Source organism: Nitrospira sp. Nam74 (assembly GCF_965152615.1).
In genome coordinates, this window is record NZ_OZ224220.1 from 3,908,923 (window position 1) to 3,922,615 (window position 13,693).

22 protein-coding genes are annotated in these 13,693 nt (G+C 54.1%); 10 read left to right on the forward strand and 12 right to left on the reverse strand.

Annotated elements, in window-relative coordinates; translation table 11 throughout:
• The first annotated feature begins 102 nt into the window (after nucleotides 1–102).
• Entirely contained in the window at nucleotides 103–885 is a 783-nt protein-coding gene (locus ACWHYZ_RS18355; RefSeq protein WP_447984117.1) for a hypothetical protein, read from the forward strand.
• 136 nt (nucleotides 886–1,021) lie between these two features.
• Here ACWHYZ_RS18355 and ACWHYZ_RS18360 read toward each other — a convergent pair whose 3' ends face one another.
• Complete coding sequence (locus ACWHYZ_RS18360; protein WP_447984118.1) at nucleotides 1,022–1,381, reverse strand: hypothetical protein; 360 nt, start codon at nucleotides 1,379–1,381, stop codon at nucleotides 1,022–1,024.
• Between the two features lie 58 nt (nucleotides 1,382–1,439).
• Here ACWHYZ_RS18360 and ACWHYZ_RS18365 point away from each other — a divergent pair, with 58 nt between their 5' ends.
• Complete coding sequence (locus ACWHYZ_RS18365; RefSeq protein WP_447984119.1) at nucleotides 1,440–1,949, forward strand: hypothetical protein; 510 nt, start codon at nucleotides 1,440–1,442, stop codon at nucleotides 1,947–1,949.
• Between the two features lie 6 nt (nucleotides 1,950–1,955).
• Here the strand turns inward: ACWHYZ_RS18365 and ACWHYZ_RS18370 are convergent, their stop codons facing one another.
• From ACWHYZ_RS18370 to ACWHYZ_RS18380, 3 genes are all read right to left on the reverse strand, one after another.
• On the reverse strand, nucleotides 1,956–2,219 hold the full coding sequence (locus ACWHYZ_RS18370; protein ID WP_447984120.1) for a putative signal transducing protein: 264 nt from the start codon (nucleotides 2,217–2,219) through the stop codon (nucleotides 1,956–1,958).
• 24 nt (nucleotides 2,220–2,243) lie between these two features.
• Nucleotides 2,244–2,675, reverse strand: a complete 432-nt coding sequence (locus ACWHYZ_RS18375; protein ID WP_447984121.1) for a DUF1499 domain-containing protein — start codon at nucleotides 2,673–2,675, stop codon at nucleotides 2,244–2,246.
• A gap of 251 nt (nucleotides 2,676–2,926) precedes the next feature.
• Nucleotides 2,927–3,211: a hypothetical protein gene (locus tag ACWHYZ_RS18380; RefSeq protein WP_447984122.1), complete on the reverse strand. Its 285-nt coding sequence runs from the start codon at nucleotides 3,209–3,211 to the stop codon at nucleotides 2,927–2,929.
• A gap of 112 nt (nucleotides 3,212–3,323) precedes the next feature.
• Between ACWHYZ_RS18380 and ACWHYZ_RS18385 the strand changes: the two genes are divergently transcribed.
• Nucleotides 3,324–4,076, forward strand: coding sequence for a TenA family transcriptional regulator (locus tag ACWHYZ_RS18385; protein ID WP_447984123.1), 753 nt, complete (start codon nucleotides 3,324–3,326; stop codon nucleotides 4,074–4,076).
• Nucleotides 4,077–4,094: 18 nt separating this feature from the next.
• Entirely contained in the window at nucleotides 4,095–4,997 is a 903-nt protein-coding gene (locus ACWHYZ_RS18390) for a formylglycine-generating enzyme family protein (protein WP_447984124.1), read from the forward strand.
• 149 nt (nucleotides 4,998–5,146) lie between these two features.
• Here ACWHYZ_RS18390 and ACWHYZ_RS18395 read toward each other — a convergent pair whose 3' ends face one another.
• The 5 genes from ACWHYZ_RS18395 to ACWHYZ_RS18415 form a co-directional block, all read right to left on the reverse strand.
• The gene (locus ACWHYZ_RS18395; RefSeq protein ID WP_447984125.1) at nucleotides 5,147–5,554 is read right to left on the reverse strand and encodes a hypothetical protein; all 408 of its coding nucleotides are present in this window, start codon (nucleotides 5,552–5,554) and stop codon (nucleotides 5,147–5,149) included.
• A gap of 132 nt (nucleotides 5,555–5,686) precedes the next feature.
• Complete coding sequence (locus tag ACWHYZ_RS18400; protein WP_447984126.1) at nucleotides 5,687–6,010, reverse strand: hypothetical protein; 324 nt, start codon at nucleotides 6,008–6,010, stop codon at nucleotides 5,687–5,689.
• A gap of 177 nt (nucleotides 6,011–6,187) precedes the next feature.
• Nucleotides 6,188–6,685, reverse strand: a complete 498-nt coding sequence (locus ACWHYZ_RS18405; RefSeq protein ID WP_447984127.1) for a hypothetical protein — start codon at nucleotides 6,683–6,685, stop codon at nucleotides 6,188–6,190.
• Nucleotides 6,686–6,896: 211 nt separating this feature from the next.
• Nucleotides 6,897–7,214, reverse strand: coding sequence for a hypothetical protein (locus ACWHYZ_RS18410; RefSeq protein WP_447984128.1), 318 nt, complete (start codon nucleotides 7,212–7,214; stop codon nucleotides 6,897–6,899).
• Nucleotides 7,215–7,365: 151 nt separating this feature from the next.
• Nucleotides 7,366–7,773: an FmdB family zinc ribbon protein gene (locus ACWHYZ_RS18415; RefSeq protein WP_447984129.1), complete on the reverse strand. Its 408-nt coding sequence runs from the start codon at nucleotides 7,771–7,773 to the stop codon at nucleotides 7,366–7,368.
• Here ACWHYZ_RS18415 and ACWHYZ_RS18420 point away from each other — a divergent pair.
• From ACWHYZ_RS18420 to hemW, 3 genes are all read left to right on the forward strand, one after another.
• Nucleotides 7,687–7,953 carry a hypothetical protein gene (locus tag ACWHYZ_RS18420; protein WP_447987643.1) on the forward strand — a complete coding sequence of 89 codons (267 nt, stop codon included), beginning with the start codon at nucleotides 7,687–7,689 and terminating at the stop codon, nucleotides 7,951–7,953. The genes ACWHYZ_RS18415 and ACWHYZ_RS18420 overlap by 87 nt on opposite strands.
• 13 nt (nucleotides 7,954–7,966) lie before the next feature.
• Nucleotides 7,967–8,413: a VOC family protein gene (locus ACWHYZ_RS18425; protein WP_447984130.1), complete on the forward strand. Its 447-nt coding sequence runs from the start codon at nucleotides 7,967–7,969 to the stop codon at nucleotides 8,411–8,413.
• Nucleotides 8,414–8,690: 277 nt separating this feature from the next.
• Entirely contained in the window at nucleotides 8,691–9,818 is a 1,128-nt protein-coding gene (gene hemW, locus ACWHYZ_RS18430) for a radical SAM family heme chaperone HemW (RefSeq protein WP_447984131.1), read from the forward strand.
• On the opposite strand, the gene ACWHYZ_RS18435 is transcribed toward hemW, so the two are convergent.
• Nucleotides 9,815–10,231, reverse strand: a complete 417-nt coding sequence (locus ACWHYZ_RS18435; RefSeq protein WP_447984132.1) for a DUF6941 family protein — start codon at nucleotides 10,229–10,231, stop codon at nucleotides 9,815–9,817. The genes hemW and ACWHYZ_RS18435 overlap by 4 nt on opposite strands.
• A 443-nt stretch (nucleotides 10,232–10,674) precedes the next feature.
• On the opposite strand from ACWHYZ_RS18435, the gene ACWHYZ_RS18440 reads away from it, so the two are divergent.
• Complete coding sequence (locus ACWHYZ_RS18440) at nucleotides 10,675–10,887, forward strand: hypothetical protein (RefSeq protein ID WP_447984133.1); 213 nt, start codon at nucleotides 10,675–10,677, stop codon at nucleotides 10,885–10,887.
• A 148-nt stretch (nucleotides 10,888–11,035) separates the two neighbouring features.
• Here ACWHYZ_RS18440 and cax read toward each other — a convergent pair whose 3' ends face one another.
• A complete protein-coding gene (cax, locus tag ACWHYZ_RS18445; protein ID WP_447984134.1) occupies nucleotides 11,036–12,133 on the reverse strand; it encodes a calcium/proton exchanger in 1,098 nt (365 codons plus the stop codon).
• Nucleotides 12,134–12,151: 18 nt separating this feature from the next.
• Between cax and ACWHYZ_RS18450 the strand changes: the two genes are divergently transcribed.
• Together ACWHYZ_RS18450 and ACWHYZ_RS18455 are read left to right on the forward strand one after the other, a co-directional pair.
• Nucleotides 12,152–12,835, forward strand: a complete 684-nt coding sequence (locus ACWHYZ_RS18450; RefSeq protein ID WP_447984135.1) for a hypothetical protein — start codon at nucleotides 12,152–12,154, stop codon at nucleotides 12,833–12,835.
• Nucleotides 12,836–12,900: 65 nt separating this feature from the next.
• Nucleotides 12,901–13,197 carry an ATP-dependent Clp protease adaptor ClpS gene (locus ACWHYZ_RS18455; RefSeq protein WP_447984136.1) on the forward strand — a complete coding sequence of 99 codons (297 nt, stop codon included), beginning with the start codon at nucleotides 12,901–12,903 and terminating at the stop codon, nucleotides 13,195–13,197.
• A gap of 22 nt (nucleotides 13,198–13,219) precedes the next feature.
• Here the strand turns inward: ACWHYZ_RS18455 and ACWHYZ_RS18460 are convergent, their stop codons facing one another.
• Nucleotides 13,220–13,516 carry a hypothetical protein gene (locus ACWHYZ_RS18460; protein ID WP_447984137.1) on the reverse strand — a complete coding sequence of 99 codons (297 nt, stop codon included), beginning with the start codon at nucleotides 13,514–13,516 and terminating at the stop codon, nucleotides 13,220–13,222.
• Between the last annotated feature and the right edge of the window lie 177 nt (nucleotides 13,517–13,693).

Genomic DNA, 13,693 nt, shown 5'->3' on the forward strand with positions numbered 1-13,693 from the left:
ATACTTGGAGAAGAGGCGGCCAGGCAAGGTGAGAGGGAACTCCCGGGATTCTTGACAAGGTACAGAGCCGCCGATACGATGGATGATTATCAGGAGCGACCATTGGCACCTCGCGTCTCTCTTCTCCTTGTTCTGAGCACCATCCTGTGTGTATTCTTTGTGTTCGTCACCATCTCCCGATCCGCCTTGGCAGGGCCGTACTTTGAAGATGGATACTTAGGCCTTACGCAAGATGAACTGCGTGCCAAACTTGGCCCTCCGAAGTCGGTTCGCGACCGCAAATCAGCACTACGCGTCTTCAACTACTATGCCTTCAATGACTGGGAAAACTATTACAAAAAGCTGATCGCACCGCAAAATGGCGAGGACGTCTATACGTATACACGGGATGGGATCAGCGTCCGGTACTCCTTCAGCTATGTCATCGATCCCAACGATACCAGCGATAATCCTACGCTCCATGTCAGTTTGGTCGATATAGAGTTCACGCCATCGGTCCCAATCGACAAAATTCCTGCGATCGTCCCGGAATTCCATCCCGAGCAAGCCGCCACCTCGCCGGCATTTCGGTCAAACATCTGGGTTCTGCTCTTCAAAGGATCGCCGTCACCCGACGCGAGGGCAATCGTGCGCCAGCCGAACAAAGATTCATTGGATTGGACCCTCGCCTTTCAGATCTTCTCATTGCAAGGGTTGCCGGAATTTTTAACGCTGCAGACTCCGGTCGATCGCATGGAAGTGAGCGCCCAAAGCGTGCAACTCGTCCGCGAACGCCAGCGGTTGACGCATGAACCGATCATGAATCCCTTTTCCCGCGAGTTTGCCTTACGACCGCCGCCGCCGCCGAAGACGAAGAAGGTACCGGTGCCTCAGTACGCCGAATAGCTCCTGGCGGGGGACGCTGAAAAAGCCTCTAACTGCGTTCTCGGTTCGCCAAAAGCCTCAACGTACCTCAGAGGGTACGCTTCCGGTTTTGCCTCACCTGCGGCCTTGTTACAGACTTTTTTGAGCGTCCCCGAGATCAAGATTCTTCATAGCGGATGTCTTTAGGATCCGCCAGCAACAGATACGGCTCGCCCCACTGATTGGGACTGTCGAGGTCCCAATCTTCAGAGAGTGACGCCGGCTTCAAACGGATACCGTAGATACCGCCAAAAATCATATAGGCCAACCCTGCGCCTGAATCCTCGACCCTCTGGGCTTGAGCCGGGCAGCATGGGTATGCAGGATCATCGGTCCAGCCGGTCACCCAGCACCATTCGCCCTCGGATTTCCGTTCAAAACTTTTTACCTGTACCGCGCGGCGCACCGGCCCGGCTTCCTTAAATCGAGCATACACCGATTGCTCGCAATTGGGATTCGGTTCCACCTCAACCACCATAGAAAGCCTCTTCTGCGCTTGACTCCCTCAGAGACCCATTGTTAGACTCACAGCGATTATGGCGACACAAGCATCAACGGATTCCTCGCTACCCGGGGAGTTGGCCGCCACTCAGCTGGCCGCGTCGACAGCAGCCTCTCCCCGAACGTCAGAAAAAGAATCGAAACCCTGGCTCTGCCGGCGTCCGGTTCGGCTGACCATCTATGCCCTCTTCGCACTGCTGCTGATCGCCATGGTCGCCTGGCGGTATCTGCCTGCTCTCCTGGATCCGACGTTCGAAAAGCACATTGCACAGAAGCGTGTCGTCGTCGGCATGACGCGACAACAGGTCATGCAGGCTTGGGGTGGGCCCTATTCAATCAATGTCACATACACCAAGGACGGTAACCGCCGAGAGGAATGGATTTACGAAGACTGGGAAAGCAGCTCGGATGTTAGGCACCGGTATCTGTATTTCGAAGAAAACATCCTGCTCGGCGGCTGGTACTATTCCGATCCCAGCAAGAAGGCCCCCGCAACGCCTCCGAAATTCCATGGGTCCGACCCATACAAAGAGATCGGCTCTTAGCTCTCGTTAGTCTGCCTCACGCAGTGGCCGCACCTGTCCCCATTCCTCATCAGAGCGGTCAGACCGATTCTTGAGCAATATCTGAATCAATCGCTCCGCACGGCGCGCATCAGCATCATGGACCATCACGGCACAGCCAACAAACGGCAGGCCCGGGTACAAACTTCCGACATGTTCGTTCTGAACGAAATACTGAATTTGATTCGCATCGAGCAGGCTCTTGATAAACGCTAGCTCACCTTGATCCTGCGGTTCCAGTAATTTCATCATGACGGTTCGACCCCGATCGGACGATTAGTGTCCGGGCACACTGGCGAGCTGCCGGTCCAGCTCTTCCAAAAATCCGCGGATCCGCCTCGCATTTTGCCCGAAGTCTCCTCGGCCGACTCGCGAGGCGGAGCGAACGTCCACCACCGTCGCTCGTTCACGGCTCCGAACGCGAACGTGAACATCGTCCACAAAGCGCCATAAGACGGTTCGCGATTCTGCCTGAATGTCTCCCTGCTTCTCATCATATCCGATCAACGACCACCGGGGCAGGCGATTGACCACATGCAGCGCGGCATCGAATACCTCGGCCGCAGGTTTGTGATATATCCGCGGCTGGATGTCCGGATATTCAGGGGTACGCCCCGTTTCGACGATGTTGATCATCGGCCATGAACGAAGCACCAGCACGCCCGCGCCAATGCCACCGAGGAGCAAGACCCCGACAAGCAGTCCCATACGTCTCACTCAATCACCGCCTCCCATCTCTCTAACAGGGCTCACGACGGTGAGTCAACCCGGCCATTTGAGAAGACAGCGGGGAAGTACTGAGCTGTGCGTGCTGAATAGAACACGGCTGAGCGCTCGTACGATTGATTTTTAAGAAGTTGGACTCTAGACTGGCTCGGTGAAGTGCTCAGTCTTGACTGCGGAGTAGAATGCGGAAGTGAATTTGGATTCCTGACTCAGGACTCAGCACTGAGCACTTATTAAGGCGTCTCAGTGATCTGAACACGCCGTTCCTTACCAGGGCCGCCGGATACCGTCAACACGCGCTTCCACTCGCGCACCTGATAGATCGCCCAGGCATTTGGTTGCCCCTTGTAGAATGCATCAGGATCGTGACCGGACGCGTTCAGGTAGATCGGCTCGGTAAAGCCTTCGTCGAGGACATAGTCCAAGAGGCAATCCGTAGTAAATCCCTTGCCCTGGAGGGAGATCTCGGCGAGCAGATTCAGAATATCGTCGGACTGTTGAATCGTAATGGAATCCATAGCATCACACCGGCCATCAGAGCCATCAGCAAAGTCGATTCTCAAAAAGCCTGATCGGTTACGATTGACGGTTGATCATGGCGATTCTAGCGAGGAGCTGGGAAGGAAAGCAATGGTCACGATCAAGCGTTCGAAGCGCCAGTTTCAAGAAGCGGTGCTCAAGATCATGGACCGCAAGCATCATTGGGCCTGGCCACATTTCAGCAGTAACACGCTCACGAAGGCTCAGCTCAAGATCCATTTCCAGCAGGAATTTGCCGTCTACGTCCGCGACTTTCCTGTCTTCCTCGCCCGCATTCATGGCCAGAATCCTCCCCCTGAGGTACGCCGCATGCTGGCTGAAAATATCTACGAAGAAGACACTGGCGGACTGTCGCTTGGGCATTCGCATCCCGATCTCTTCCTGACGATGATGGAAGGCATGGGTTATCGGCTGAAGGGATTTGACCGCATCACCCTGCTTCCCGCCAGTCGAACCTACCGCGCATGGCTTCATCGCGTGTCAGTCAGCCGCGATTGGGTCATCGGCGCCGCTGCGCTGACCATCTTCGTCGAAGGCAGCGTCAATGATCGCCAAGAAATCTCGAACCCATCCAAGCCCAAGACCAAAGTAGAGATTGAAGACATCGTCAAAAGACATCCGCTCGTTCAGCATCATGGCGTCTCCCCCGATTGCATGGACTTGGTCCGCGCGCATCAGATGGTCGAAGCGGGTCACCGTCAGGACGCTCATACGATGGTCCTCAACTACGCCATCACAGCGACACAGCAACAGCAGGTGTTAGCTTGTCTGAATACGTCATTGCATATCTGGCTACGCTATCGCGATGCCGTGGCCCGTGCCTGTGGGCTCAACAAACCGTAGCATTATCCCTCTCGTATCATGCCTGATTCCTTTCAACATCTTGTTCAACGTGTCACCCTGGTGCTGCTATTCATGACGGCGGTGCAATGGGCGTCTTCCGTCCCAGCCGGGCACACAGAGGATATGGTGCTCATCCCGCAGGGTGAATTTTTCATGGGCAGTCCGGCCGACACCGATAGCTTTGACGATGAACATCCGCAACGAAAAGTCTTCCTCAGCGCATTCTGGATCGATCGTTTCGAAGTTACCAACGGGGCCTACGAGCGCTTCGTCCGCGAGACAGGACATCGCATTCCTGAAAATAACGTTCCTGCCGCGACCCTATGGGAACACGGAGTGCCGATCGCCGGGATTGCGGATCACCCGGTCATCAACATCGGGTGGGACGATGCCGTGCAGTATTGCCGATGGGCAGGCAAACGGCTTCCGACGGAAGCGGAATGGGAAAAGGCAGCGCGCGGCACCGATGGTCGACGGTATCCGTGGGGTAATGACTGGAATCATGAACTAGCCAACAGTGCCAGTTATTGGGCTGGCCGCACGATTGAATTCAAAAGTGGCACCGAGTGGGAAGCCTTCTGGATCAAAGGCGATGGCGCCAGAATTTCAAAGGAACGCGGGATAAAGGGCGAAGTCCTCACACTGCCCGTCGGAAGTTTTCCGGGAGGCCTCAGTCCATACGGCCTCCACGACATGGCAGGCAACGCCTCCGAATGGGTGAATGACTGGTACGACCCCGACTATTACTCAAAGGCCTCCCTCGTCGATCCACCCAGTTCCGAACGCGGCGCCGTCAAAGCGATGCGCGGAGGCTCCTGGCTCAAACCGGCAAAAAGCCTCCGCACCAGTGATCGGGATTTCGGCACGCTACAAGCTCGACCAAGTGGGGCGGGGTTTCGCTGCGCGAAGGATGACCGATAGTACGATGCTGAAAAATCCCCCCAACTTTGTTCTCGGTTTGCCAAAATCCTCAACGTACCCCAGAACGGTACGCCTCCGGCTTTGGCTCACCTGCGGCCGCGTTGGATGGTCTTTTTGAGCATCGTTAATGCGCAGATTAGACTTTATTTCTATTTTTGGGATTCCCAGTCTTGGTGCGCCTCAATTACAGTCACACCAGCATCTCGCAGAAGGGTTGCAAATGGAACAAAATGATCAGACCCGCAGATGAATAGAAGAGGCCATGCGTCAAGGTCTTGTATTCTACGCAACCACTCTTTTTCTCGAATCCGGTCAGATGCAATACTGCCATACCTACGGATAGTTGCATCGATTTTCTTTCGGGGCCAGCTTTCATGCCAACCTTGCAGTTCGATATCATAGTCGCTCCGGATCCCTAGAACCTTTCTCTCTTGAAGAGAAGGATCTGAATATTGGTGGAGTAACTTTAACTCAACACATAGTTGATAAGGAACTGATTCTCTAATTTTGTATTGCAGCAAAGCCTGTGGATTCATTTCTTCAGCGACGGCATGCATTTATGCCGTACGCATAGATCCCGAATGGCGTTACGGAAGCTCTCGACTTCAGCGATCTCCGCCCCATCCATAGGCCGCTGAAATTTATGATCGGTACCAACAAGCACAACAACTCTCTTCTCTTGCCTAGGTTCACTCTTTCAAGAATCCCCAACAAAATGCGCCTACGGCGGTTGCTATACCACCAATCACAACGAGCAGGGTTATGCTTGTTCCCATCCCAGCAAAGGTGACCACTAGTCCGGCAACGAAAATACAAATGCCCAATCTGGCAGTTGGTTCTTTCGCGCTTCCCCACATTAGTAAGCCAAGTCCAACAGGCAAGCACACAAGCACCGGCACAGGAGAGCTTAGTCCACCGAACAACATCAGTAGCAATGGAATTGCTAATAAGCCCACGCCCGTTAGAGTGACAAGTACCGATGTATCGCTTACTTTATTTTGAGCTTGTTCCATTGATTCTTTAATATGAGAGAACCAGGCTAGGTGATGTGGCTCCTGAATCACACACATTTGGATCAAGCACAACTCGCCTGCCGATCGAACTCCTCTGGACGTAGCCGAAAGGTTAGCATCGAAAGAGAGGGTTTTCAACTAGAGCGAGTTCGGAAATCCACCATAGCCTCATCAGCCTCATCTCTCGACAAACAAATAACCAATCTTCTCAACCCCCACGACAGGCATCACCATGCCTTGTCCCGGCTCGTCGTGGGCAAAGTCGTAGATGATTGATTCGTCGGGAAGAAGGCGCCCGGTGATTGCCACCTCAATTTCGATTCGTCCTCCTTCGCGCATCCGTTTTTGTAATGAATCATTCAGAGTTGCTGGTGGAACGGCCACAAGATTTGACGGCAAACTATCCGCTTTGAATCGCACCACACCCCATCGAGTTGGAATCAGCTTCGGCCCCATGGCGACATGAAAGCCACCGAGGTCAGCATCGTAACTTGATAGCTCACCCGACCATAAGAACGTGAGTCTGCGTGTGAGCCCGTCTCGTCCCTCGCGCAGGCGGTCGCGGTTGCGATTGAGCTCAAACAATCGTTCATCATGGCCGTCGCCATGGTCTCCATAGATTGCTTGCCAGTTCGGCGGGGTCCCATCCAGAGCTTCCAAAAATCGCTCGATCACTGCCGCATCATCTAGCAGTAGAGTGTCTTCCGATGGAGTCGATTGGAGTTGATCTTGACTCAGCAACGGACGCACTACATCCGGATCTTCGGCCGATGACAACGTCGGAATGATGAGCAAGAGTGACAGAAGAGCGAGTGGTATTGCGTGGCAAAGGAAAGAGCTAGTGAGGAGGTGGAACAGAGTGCGGCTAAGAGACCTAGGCATGCCCTTATGCGTCGGTTAGCATCTGGGTGAAGGTGGCATTGAGATTGACTACACCGGGATGATCGGTAGAGAGAACGCCGGCCGCTATGAGGAATTCAAGTCGAGGCCGAGGGTCGAGGCGAGGCAAAGCGGAACCATCCAGGTCCTTCACGCTCTGCAATACTTGCCGATATGTTTCAATCCAGGACTCGGTAATAGCCCGCAAGCCCACATCAGTTGGCTTCATGCGGCCAAGCTTCACCTCATGAAGCAGCTTGATTATTGGATCAGACGCCGACAATCGATCAATGGCTTGATCGAAGAGCTGATTCTTATCAGTCATGTATGTTTACTCATAAAGATTCACAGTCAAAAAACTGCTCAAAAAGGCCATCCAACGCGGCCGCAGGCGAGAAACAACCGGAGGCGTACTCTCGGAGATACGTTGAGGATTGTTTGGAACCGAGAACAAAGTTGGGGCCTTTTTCAGCAGCCTAATTCATTGAGCAGGAGCCTGGGCCTCTTGGATCCCCGCACGACCCACATGCCCCCGGGCTGGTAAAACTAGAACTCGTCCAATCAGCAGTTCCTCCGACTCCAAACGCCGAGAATTGCTTGTTAAGCGTGGTGGCCTTGCAAGACGGGCAGGATGGCACGGCCGACCCTTGCACAATGGTTTCGAAGCGATGCTGACAGGCATCACAGATATATTCGAAGATAGGCATGGACATTCTCCCTCGTGGTGATGGTCTTGAAGGTGATATTATAGGCAGACGCGATTGCCTGGTGCAATGCGGACGCGTACGGAGGAGCCCATGTTTCACGAAGAGAAAACCTTTACCTTCCGCTTTAGCCTGGACGCGGCATTTCCTGAGGACTATGACGGCGATGCGGACAATCATGCCTGGTTGCAGGAGTGGGAAAAACAGATCAAGCCGGAGCTCTTGAAAGTGATCTTTGATTCATTACGGCGGCATTACACCTGGAACGTCCATGTTCGAAATCGCGGAGTGTCGCCTTTGGATGAAATCGAAGTCGCCATGGAGAAGGATTTTTCGAAAGATCCAACCGTCCTACTGTAGCTTTGGAGCGATTATGAAGGCACAGTATCTGGGGCATGTCGTCTTCTATGTGAAGGACTTGGCACGGTCGCTGGCGTTTTATCGCGACTTGTTAGGATTTCAGGAAATCGGGACCGCTTTCGGAGGCGCGGCGGCGGCTCTAACGTCAGGACGGACGCATCACGAACTGCTGTTGATTGAGGTGGGACCTGCCCCGGGCCCCCCTCCGGGACGGCGGTTGGGCCTGTACCATATCGGCATCAAGGTCGGCGATTCGTTGAATGAGTTACGTGCCGCTAAGCAAGAACTTGAGCGAGCCGGCGTGCCGATTACAGGTATGAGCGACCACACCGTCAGCCAAAGCCTCTACGTGACTGATCCGGATGGGAATGAAGTGGAACTCTACGTGGATGCCGATCCGGCGATTTGGGAGAAAAACCCGCAGGCGGTGCTGTCACCAACCAAGCCGCTGGGGCTGTAAGAGGATGCTCGAAAAAAGCTACCATTCCACCCCAGGTGCACCGAGCCCCCTTCCCGAGCGTCGTTCTCGGCTCGCGACCATCCTCAGGCGTATCCATGGTGAGAGCCGGTCGAGGCCAGGGTTTGGTGGGTGGAATATCAGTGCGCCTCTGGTTCGTTTTCACCTGCGCCCGCGCTAGGAAAGGGCACGTCTTGGCGTGCCTGGGGCGGGCGGATGTAATAGCTGAGCTTTTTGAGCATTCCTCTATTTGTGGTTCAAGACTAGACACGTAAAAGCTATGTCCCTCGGTTTGTACATCCACGTCCCCTTCTGCCGGAGCCGCTGTCATTTTTGCGCCTTTTATCTCCAGATCTATCGGGAAGATCGAGCACAGCACTATCTGACTGCGCTGTTCCAAGAAATCCAACTTCATGCCGAGCAACAGACGGTCGGTGGTCGCCGGCTCGATACCGTGTATTTCGGGGGTGGCACTCCAACGGCGCTCGAGTCTTCAGATCTCTGCACGATTCTCTCTCGCGTTCAGACACACTTCTGGCTTCAACCCGATGCCGAGAAGACGGTCGAGGCGCATCCCGATACGGTCACCGTCCAAGGATTGACCCAGTTGGCGAACGCCGGCTTCAACCGCATTAGTTTCGGTGTGCAATCACTCGATGAGAACGAATTAGTGGCCATTGGACGTCCCTCCCTTCCCGACAGCGTCTATGGTGCAGTAACTATGGCACGCCAAGCCGGATTCACCGACATCAACTTAGATTTGATTTTTGGGTTACCGGGGCAAACCCTGGAGAGCTGGCAAGAGACGTTGGATCAGGCCATCGCACTGAGTCCGAGCCACCTCTCCTGCTATGCCTTAACTGTGGAAGAAGGGACGCAGCTGATCGTCGACATTCGACGTGGGGACCATACCGATCCCGAGGATCTTGTCCAAAATACAATGGAAGAAGCAGCGTGCAGCACATTGATCGCCGCGGGATTCGATCGCTATGAAATTTCGAATTACTGCCGCCCCGGGTATGCCTGCCGCCACAATAAATTGTACTGGGAGGGCGGTGATTATCTCGGGATCGGCCCGAGTGCACAGTCATACGTCGCCGGCACTCGCTTCGGGAACGTCGAGGATCTTACAGGCTATCAAAATATGCTGGCGGACGGACAGCTGCCCACGGCAGATTACGAGCGGCTTTCTCCTCAACAACAGTATCGGGAAGCGCTCGTCTTCGGCCTTCGGTTGACTGAGGGCATTCCTAGTAACTTCGTTCACGGACATGAGATGGACGCCGACTGGACAGGAAAAATGGTCCGACTTCTGAATGACGGATGGCTGGAAGAAGCAGACGGACGGATTAGATTGACAGCGACCGGCCGCCGATTTGCTGATTCAGTCGCTATCGACCTGCTTTAGTTTTGATCGGCGGCCGGCGGTGGGTTGAGTTTCGTGACGAGAAAGTCTTTTCTTCCTAAGAATTCTTTATTCGCATACAATTGGAATTCATATCGGCCCGGTGTGGGAAACTGCACCACCGGTATATTGACCCCAAAGTCGCTGATGGCAAGTCGATCGGTAATGGTCAGTGACAAACCGGCTTCGGCTAGAACGGCCTGCGACTCTGAATCGACCAGACGCAACATCATGTCATACTCGCCTTCCGCATCCGTCAGACAAAAATACACGGCCATTTTGTGATGTATACAGGGGAACCCTTGGGCCCAGATGTGGGTAAAGGTCCCAATAAGACTTTTTTTGCTCGTCGACTTATCGTCGATGACCATGTCACAGACGAGAAATGCAGTCAGCGACGGTTTCGAATTGCCCATTGAGTACTACCTTTTTGAGTCATGTTTAGTGAAGCAGGTAATGGAGCGCTGTATCGGCCAAAATCGCTCCCTCATGCGATGAGATTGAGCGTCGTCAGTGACCCTCCCTTTTTGATACATGAAACAGAGCCGCGGCAATGAGAATCTGCGTGAGCAAGGGGAAAAGGCCGATGGACGTTTCGGGATAGGTCTTCGCGCTCAACACGGACAGCTACCTCACAGATGCCGGGCAGGGCCGCGGCCACTGTAACAATGAGCTTCCTATCAGTCAACTCACGGAGGGTTGACGAGGCAGCGAATGGAGCGATACAGTCCAAGAGTTGACTGATTGGCCCGGGTTATTCATGGATACCGTTGCGAAGCGGGAGGGGCCGAATTCCGCGCGAGAGGATCAGCCGCTGTAGTAGTGTCCTTGAATAGTCCTGGGTAGCGAGGAGTGTACCATGCCCGTCAATATGGATCCTTCCAAGAAGCGCCGCAAGCCCGTGGCGACACAAGAGACCGACGAACAGACTCCGGCCAATTCGCAACAGCCCGCGAAGGCCGGCGCCCTTCCCGACGAACCGACTGACCGCGACCGCGAACACGCCCTGGCCGATGCGGAATGGAAAAATCTGTGGGATGCCACAGAAGTCATCGACATGGATAAGTGGTAGCTGGGTGGCTGACAAAGCCAGCCAGCAGCGTTTTCGGTCGGATGGGGTCCTTCAACGTACTACCGGGTACGCTTCGGAGAGCCATCCTCGCTGCGGCCTTGCTGACAACTTTTTGAGCATCGAGTAATTTGCTACACCGTTTCATTCATCATTCCGGCAGAAAGAAGAACGCGATCGCGAGTATTACATACACTCCAACGAGCATAACGCCTTCCATCCAGTGGGACTCTCCATCCATCGCGACGAACCCGACGATCAGGACCGACAGCGTCACTGCCGCGACTTCGAAGGGGGTAAACATCAAATCCAGCGGTGTGCCAAAGAGATAACTCACGAAGACCAGAACCGGCGCTACAAACATCGCAATCTGAAGACTGGACCCGACGGCAATACCAAAGGCGAGGTCCATTTGATTTTTCATGGCCATTAGCACAGCGGTGGAATGTTCCGCCGCATTGCCGACGAGGGCAACCAGAATAACGCCGACAAAAATACGGGTCATCCCGAGGCTTTGAGCGGCCGGCTCGAGTGCGCCGACTAGCACTTCACTCATGACCCCGGTCGCGACCGTCGCAAGCGCGAGCACAATCATGGCGGCGCGCTTGCTCCATGGCCGATCGTCATCCTTGAGGGTATTCGAATTCTCGCCCAGATACAGATGCCGGTGGGTCTTCAGGGAAAATATGAGACTCAAGACATAAATGCCGAACAACACCACCGCGATTTCCAAGCTGAGCTCGCGTTCAATGAGCTCTCCCTGGTCCGCAGCCGTCTGATGGAAGAGGGCCGGCACGATAAGCCCAACGGCGGCTAACAACAGAAGACTGGATCCCATGCCTGCTGCCGTGCGATTAAACCGCTGCCGTTCGTACCGCAATCCACCCGCCACCATGGATGCTCCGAGCACGAGCAGAATGTTGCCCAGAATGGATCCGGTGATGGAGGCTTTGACGACATCATGCAGCCCCTCCCGCAGGGCCATGATCGCGATAATCAGTTCGGCGGCATTCCCAAACGACGCGTTCAGCAATGCCCCGATTCCGGCGCCGACGTGATGGGTCAATTTTTCAGTGGCTTCTCCCATTAAGCCGGCCAATGGAATAATGGCCAATGCCGATGTCGTGAAGATCAGCAGCGGATCCGCATGAATCCATTCAAACACCAAGGCCAGTGGAATGAGAGCTAAGAGCAGATAGAGTTTATTGGTACCTGTCAGTGCTTTTCGCATGGCCGGGAAAGGTACCATAGCGGATTCTGGGTGTCGATGATGACGACGAAAAATAGACCTAGTGCCCTGTACTATCCCTTTCACCTGTGTCATGAACGGACGCTCGCGCATCTCTTGAACGACTACACATCGGTTCATTTTCGTGACTACATGGCCCTGCAACTTACCAAGATGAGCGGCACGACGGCGTATGCGGATCGCATGGGAGACGGACACCAAGACTTGGTGGAGAGCGGGCGGATTGTCCAGGGGCATTCAGTGAGCGGACCATTGGACGATGACATGACCGCGGCGGTGAATCGCGACCTCGGGGACAACACCTGGCGGGCTCGCTTTCATCAGGCCTTGATTGACGACCGACGGTTTCAACGAGGCTTATTTGAATTAACCCACGGCATGCTCGTCGGAAACACCCTCATGCCCGGACCCGCCGCTTGGCTCCGTCTCATCGAGACGCAGCGGGTACATCAGCCGTATTCAGTCGCGCTGCTGCAGAGGCTCAGTCGCGGCCGGCTCAATGTCGACGAGGGATACGATTACGAATATGCCTTTGCGTTGGTGAAGACGTCGGCTGCCTTGCATTACACGATCCGATTGGCGAGCAGACACAATCTAGAGGCCGTCACTGATTCACAAGCGCATTATGATCTTTTGGAGTGCACCCGATTGCGGGATCGACTGACGTTTCACCATCGGTGCCTTGAACGCGCCGGCTACTAATGTCCCACACCACTACTCGCCAATCCAACCTTGGCACTCAGGTAGTAAGAATGTAAAATACGGTGATGCAGGAAAGCCCCCCGACGATCGTTATACCTGAAACGATTGAAGACACGACTACCAGCACCGGGGATGGCCTCGAAGCGCGCGTTACTGTCTTTAATTGCAACTGTCACACCTATCAACAGGTGATCACATTATTCTGTCAGGTGATTCCCGGCATGAACCCCGCTAAAGCATTTGAGCTCGCTTGGCAGATTGACCATCAAGGAAGCGCTGTGGTGTATGTGGGGGAACCAAAAACTGCAGAAGAAATCGCCGCAGGTCTCGTAAGGGGAGGACTGAAAGTCAGCGTACAGTAGGATGATGCCCGTAGAACGTAATTTATTTGTGCTTGCGTGTCACTTTGCGAGCCGGTTTTCTCACTGAACTATGGCTGGAGGCTCGAGTCTCGTGCTTGGGGGTAGTTTTTTTGCTTGCAGCCCTTTTCTGCTTGTCATGGACCATGATCACGGGAAGGCGTTTCGCTTTGTGCAAAGTATCGCCGCTATACACCCGTACCTGGTACAGGTCGAAAAGACGGGCAATGGCTTTCGGGTCACCCTTTCTGGCGAGACTCAGTAGTCTGCGCCGTTGATTCATCTCCTCTTCTTCAGTATGGGATGCCGCGCGTCGTTCCATCTTGAAAGGATCTCCTTCGTGAAGACGAACCGCTAGACAAACCGAAAGACGCATTATTATATACCAATTTATGCCGCATGGCTATAAAACACGCGTAAACATTGGTCATTTTCCATAATGACTCCCCGCGCACTCTGTAACCCATTGAAACGTATTCGCTATTCTTTAATTTCCGTA

Coding starts and splice junctions, on each gene's coding strand:
- ACWHYZ_RS18360 (WP_447984118.1), bottom strand. CDS start 1,381: ATGGTGGTTGAGGTGGAACCGAATCCCAATTGCGAGCAATCGGTGTAT.
- ACWHYZ_RS18365 (WP_447984119.1), top strand. CDS start 1,440: ATGGCGACACAAGCATCAACGGATTCCTCGCTACCCGGGGAGTTGGCC.
- ACWHYZ_RS18370 (WP_447984120.1), bottom strand. CDS start 2,219: ATGATGAAATTACTGGAACCGCAGGATCAAGGTGAGCTAGCGTTTATC.
- ACWHYZ_RS18375 (WP_447984121.1), bottom strand. CDS start 2,675: ATGGGACTGCTTGTCGGGGTCTTGCTCCTCGGTGGCATTGGCGCGGGC.
- ACWHYZ_RS18380 (WP_447984122.1), bottom strand. CDS start 3,211: ATGGATTCCATTACGATTCAACAGTCCGACGATATTCTGAATCTGCTC.
- ACWHYZ_RS18385 (WP_447984123.1), top strand. CDS start 3,324: ATGGTCACGATCAAGCGTTCGAAGCGCCAGTTTCAAGAAGCGGTGCTC.
- ACWHYZ_RS18390 (WP_447984124.1), top strand. CDS start 4,095: ATGCCTGATTCCTTTCAACATCTTGTTCAACGTGTCACCCTGGTGCTG.
- ACWHYZ_RS18395 (WP_447984125.1), bottom strand. CDS start 5,554: ATGCATGCCGTCGCTGAAGAAATGAATCCACAGGCTTTGCTGCAATAC.
- ACWHYZ_RS18400 (WP_447984126.1), bottom strand. CDS start 6,010: ATGGAACAAGCTCAAAATAAAGTAAGCGATACATCGGTACTTGTCACT.
- ACWHYZ_RS18410 (WP_447984128.1), bottom strand. CDS start 7,214: ATGACTGATAAGAATCAGCTCTTCGATCAAGCCATTGATCGATTGTCG.
- ACWHYZ_RS18420 (WP_447987643.1), top strand. CDS start 7,687: ATGTTTCACGAAGAGAAAACCTTTACCTTCCGCTTTAGCCTGGACGCG.
- ACWHYZ_RS18415 (WP_447984129.1), bottom strand. CDS start 7,773: ATGATTGTCCGCATCGCCGTCATAGTCCTCAGGAAATGCCGCGTCCAG.
- ACWHYZ_RS18425 (WP_447984130.1), top strand. CDS start 7,967: ATGAAGGCACAGTATCTGGGGCATGTCGTCTTCTATGTGAAGGACTTG.
- hemW (WP_447984131.1), top strand. CDS start 8,691: ATGTCCCTCGGTTTGTACATCCACGTCCCCTTCTGCCGGAGCCGCTGT.
- ACWHYZ_RS18435 (WP_447984132.1), bottom strand. CDS start 10,231: ATGGGCAATTCGAAACCGTCGCTGACTGCATTTCTCGTCTGTGACATG.
- ACWHYZ_RS18440 (WP_447984133.1), top strand. CDS start 10,675: ATGCCCGTCAATATGGATCCTTCCAAGAAGCGCCGCAAGCCCGTGGCG.
- cax (WP_447984134.1), bottom strand. CDS start 12,133: ATGGTACCTTTCCCGGCCATGCGAAAAGCACTGACAGGTACCAATAAA.
- ACWHYZ_RS18450 (WP_447984135.1), top strand. CDS start 12,152: ATGATGACGACGAAAAATAGACCTAGTGCCCTGTACTATCCCTTTCAC.
- ACWHYZ_RS18455 (WP_447984136.1), top strand. CDS start 12,901: ATGCAGGAAAGCCCCCCGACGATCGTTATACCTGAAACGATTGAAGAC.
- ACWHYZ_RS18460 (WP_447984137.1), bottom strand. CDS start 13,516: ATGGAACGACGCGCGGCATCCCATACTGAAGAAGAGGAGATGAATCAA.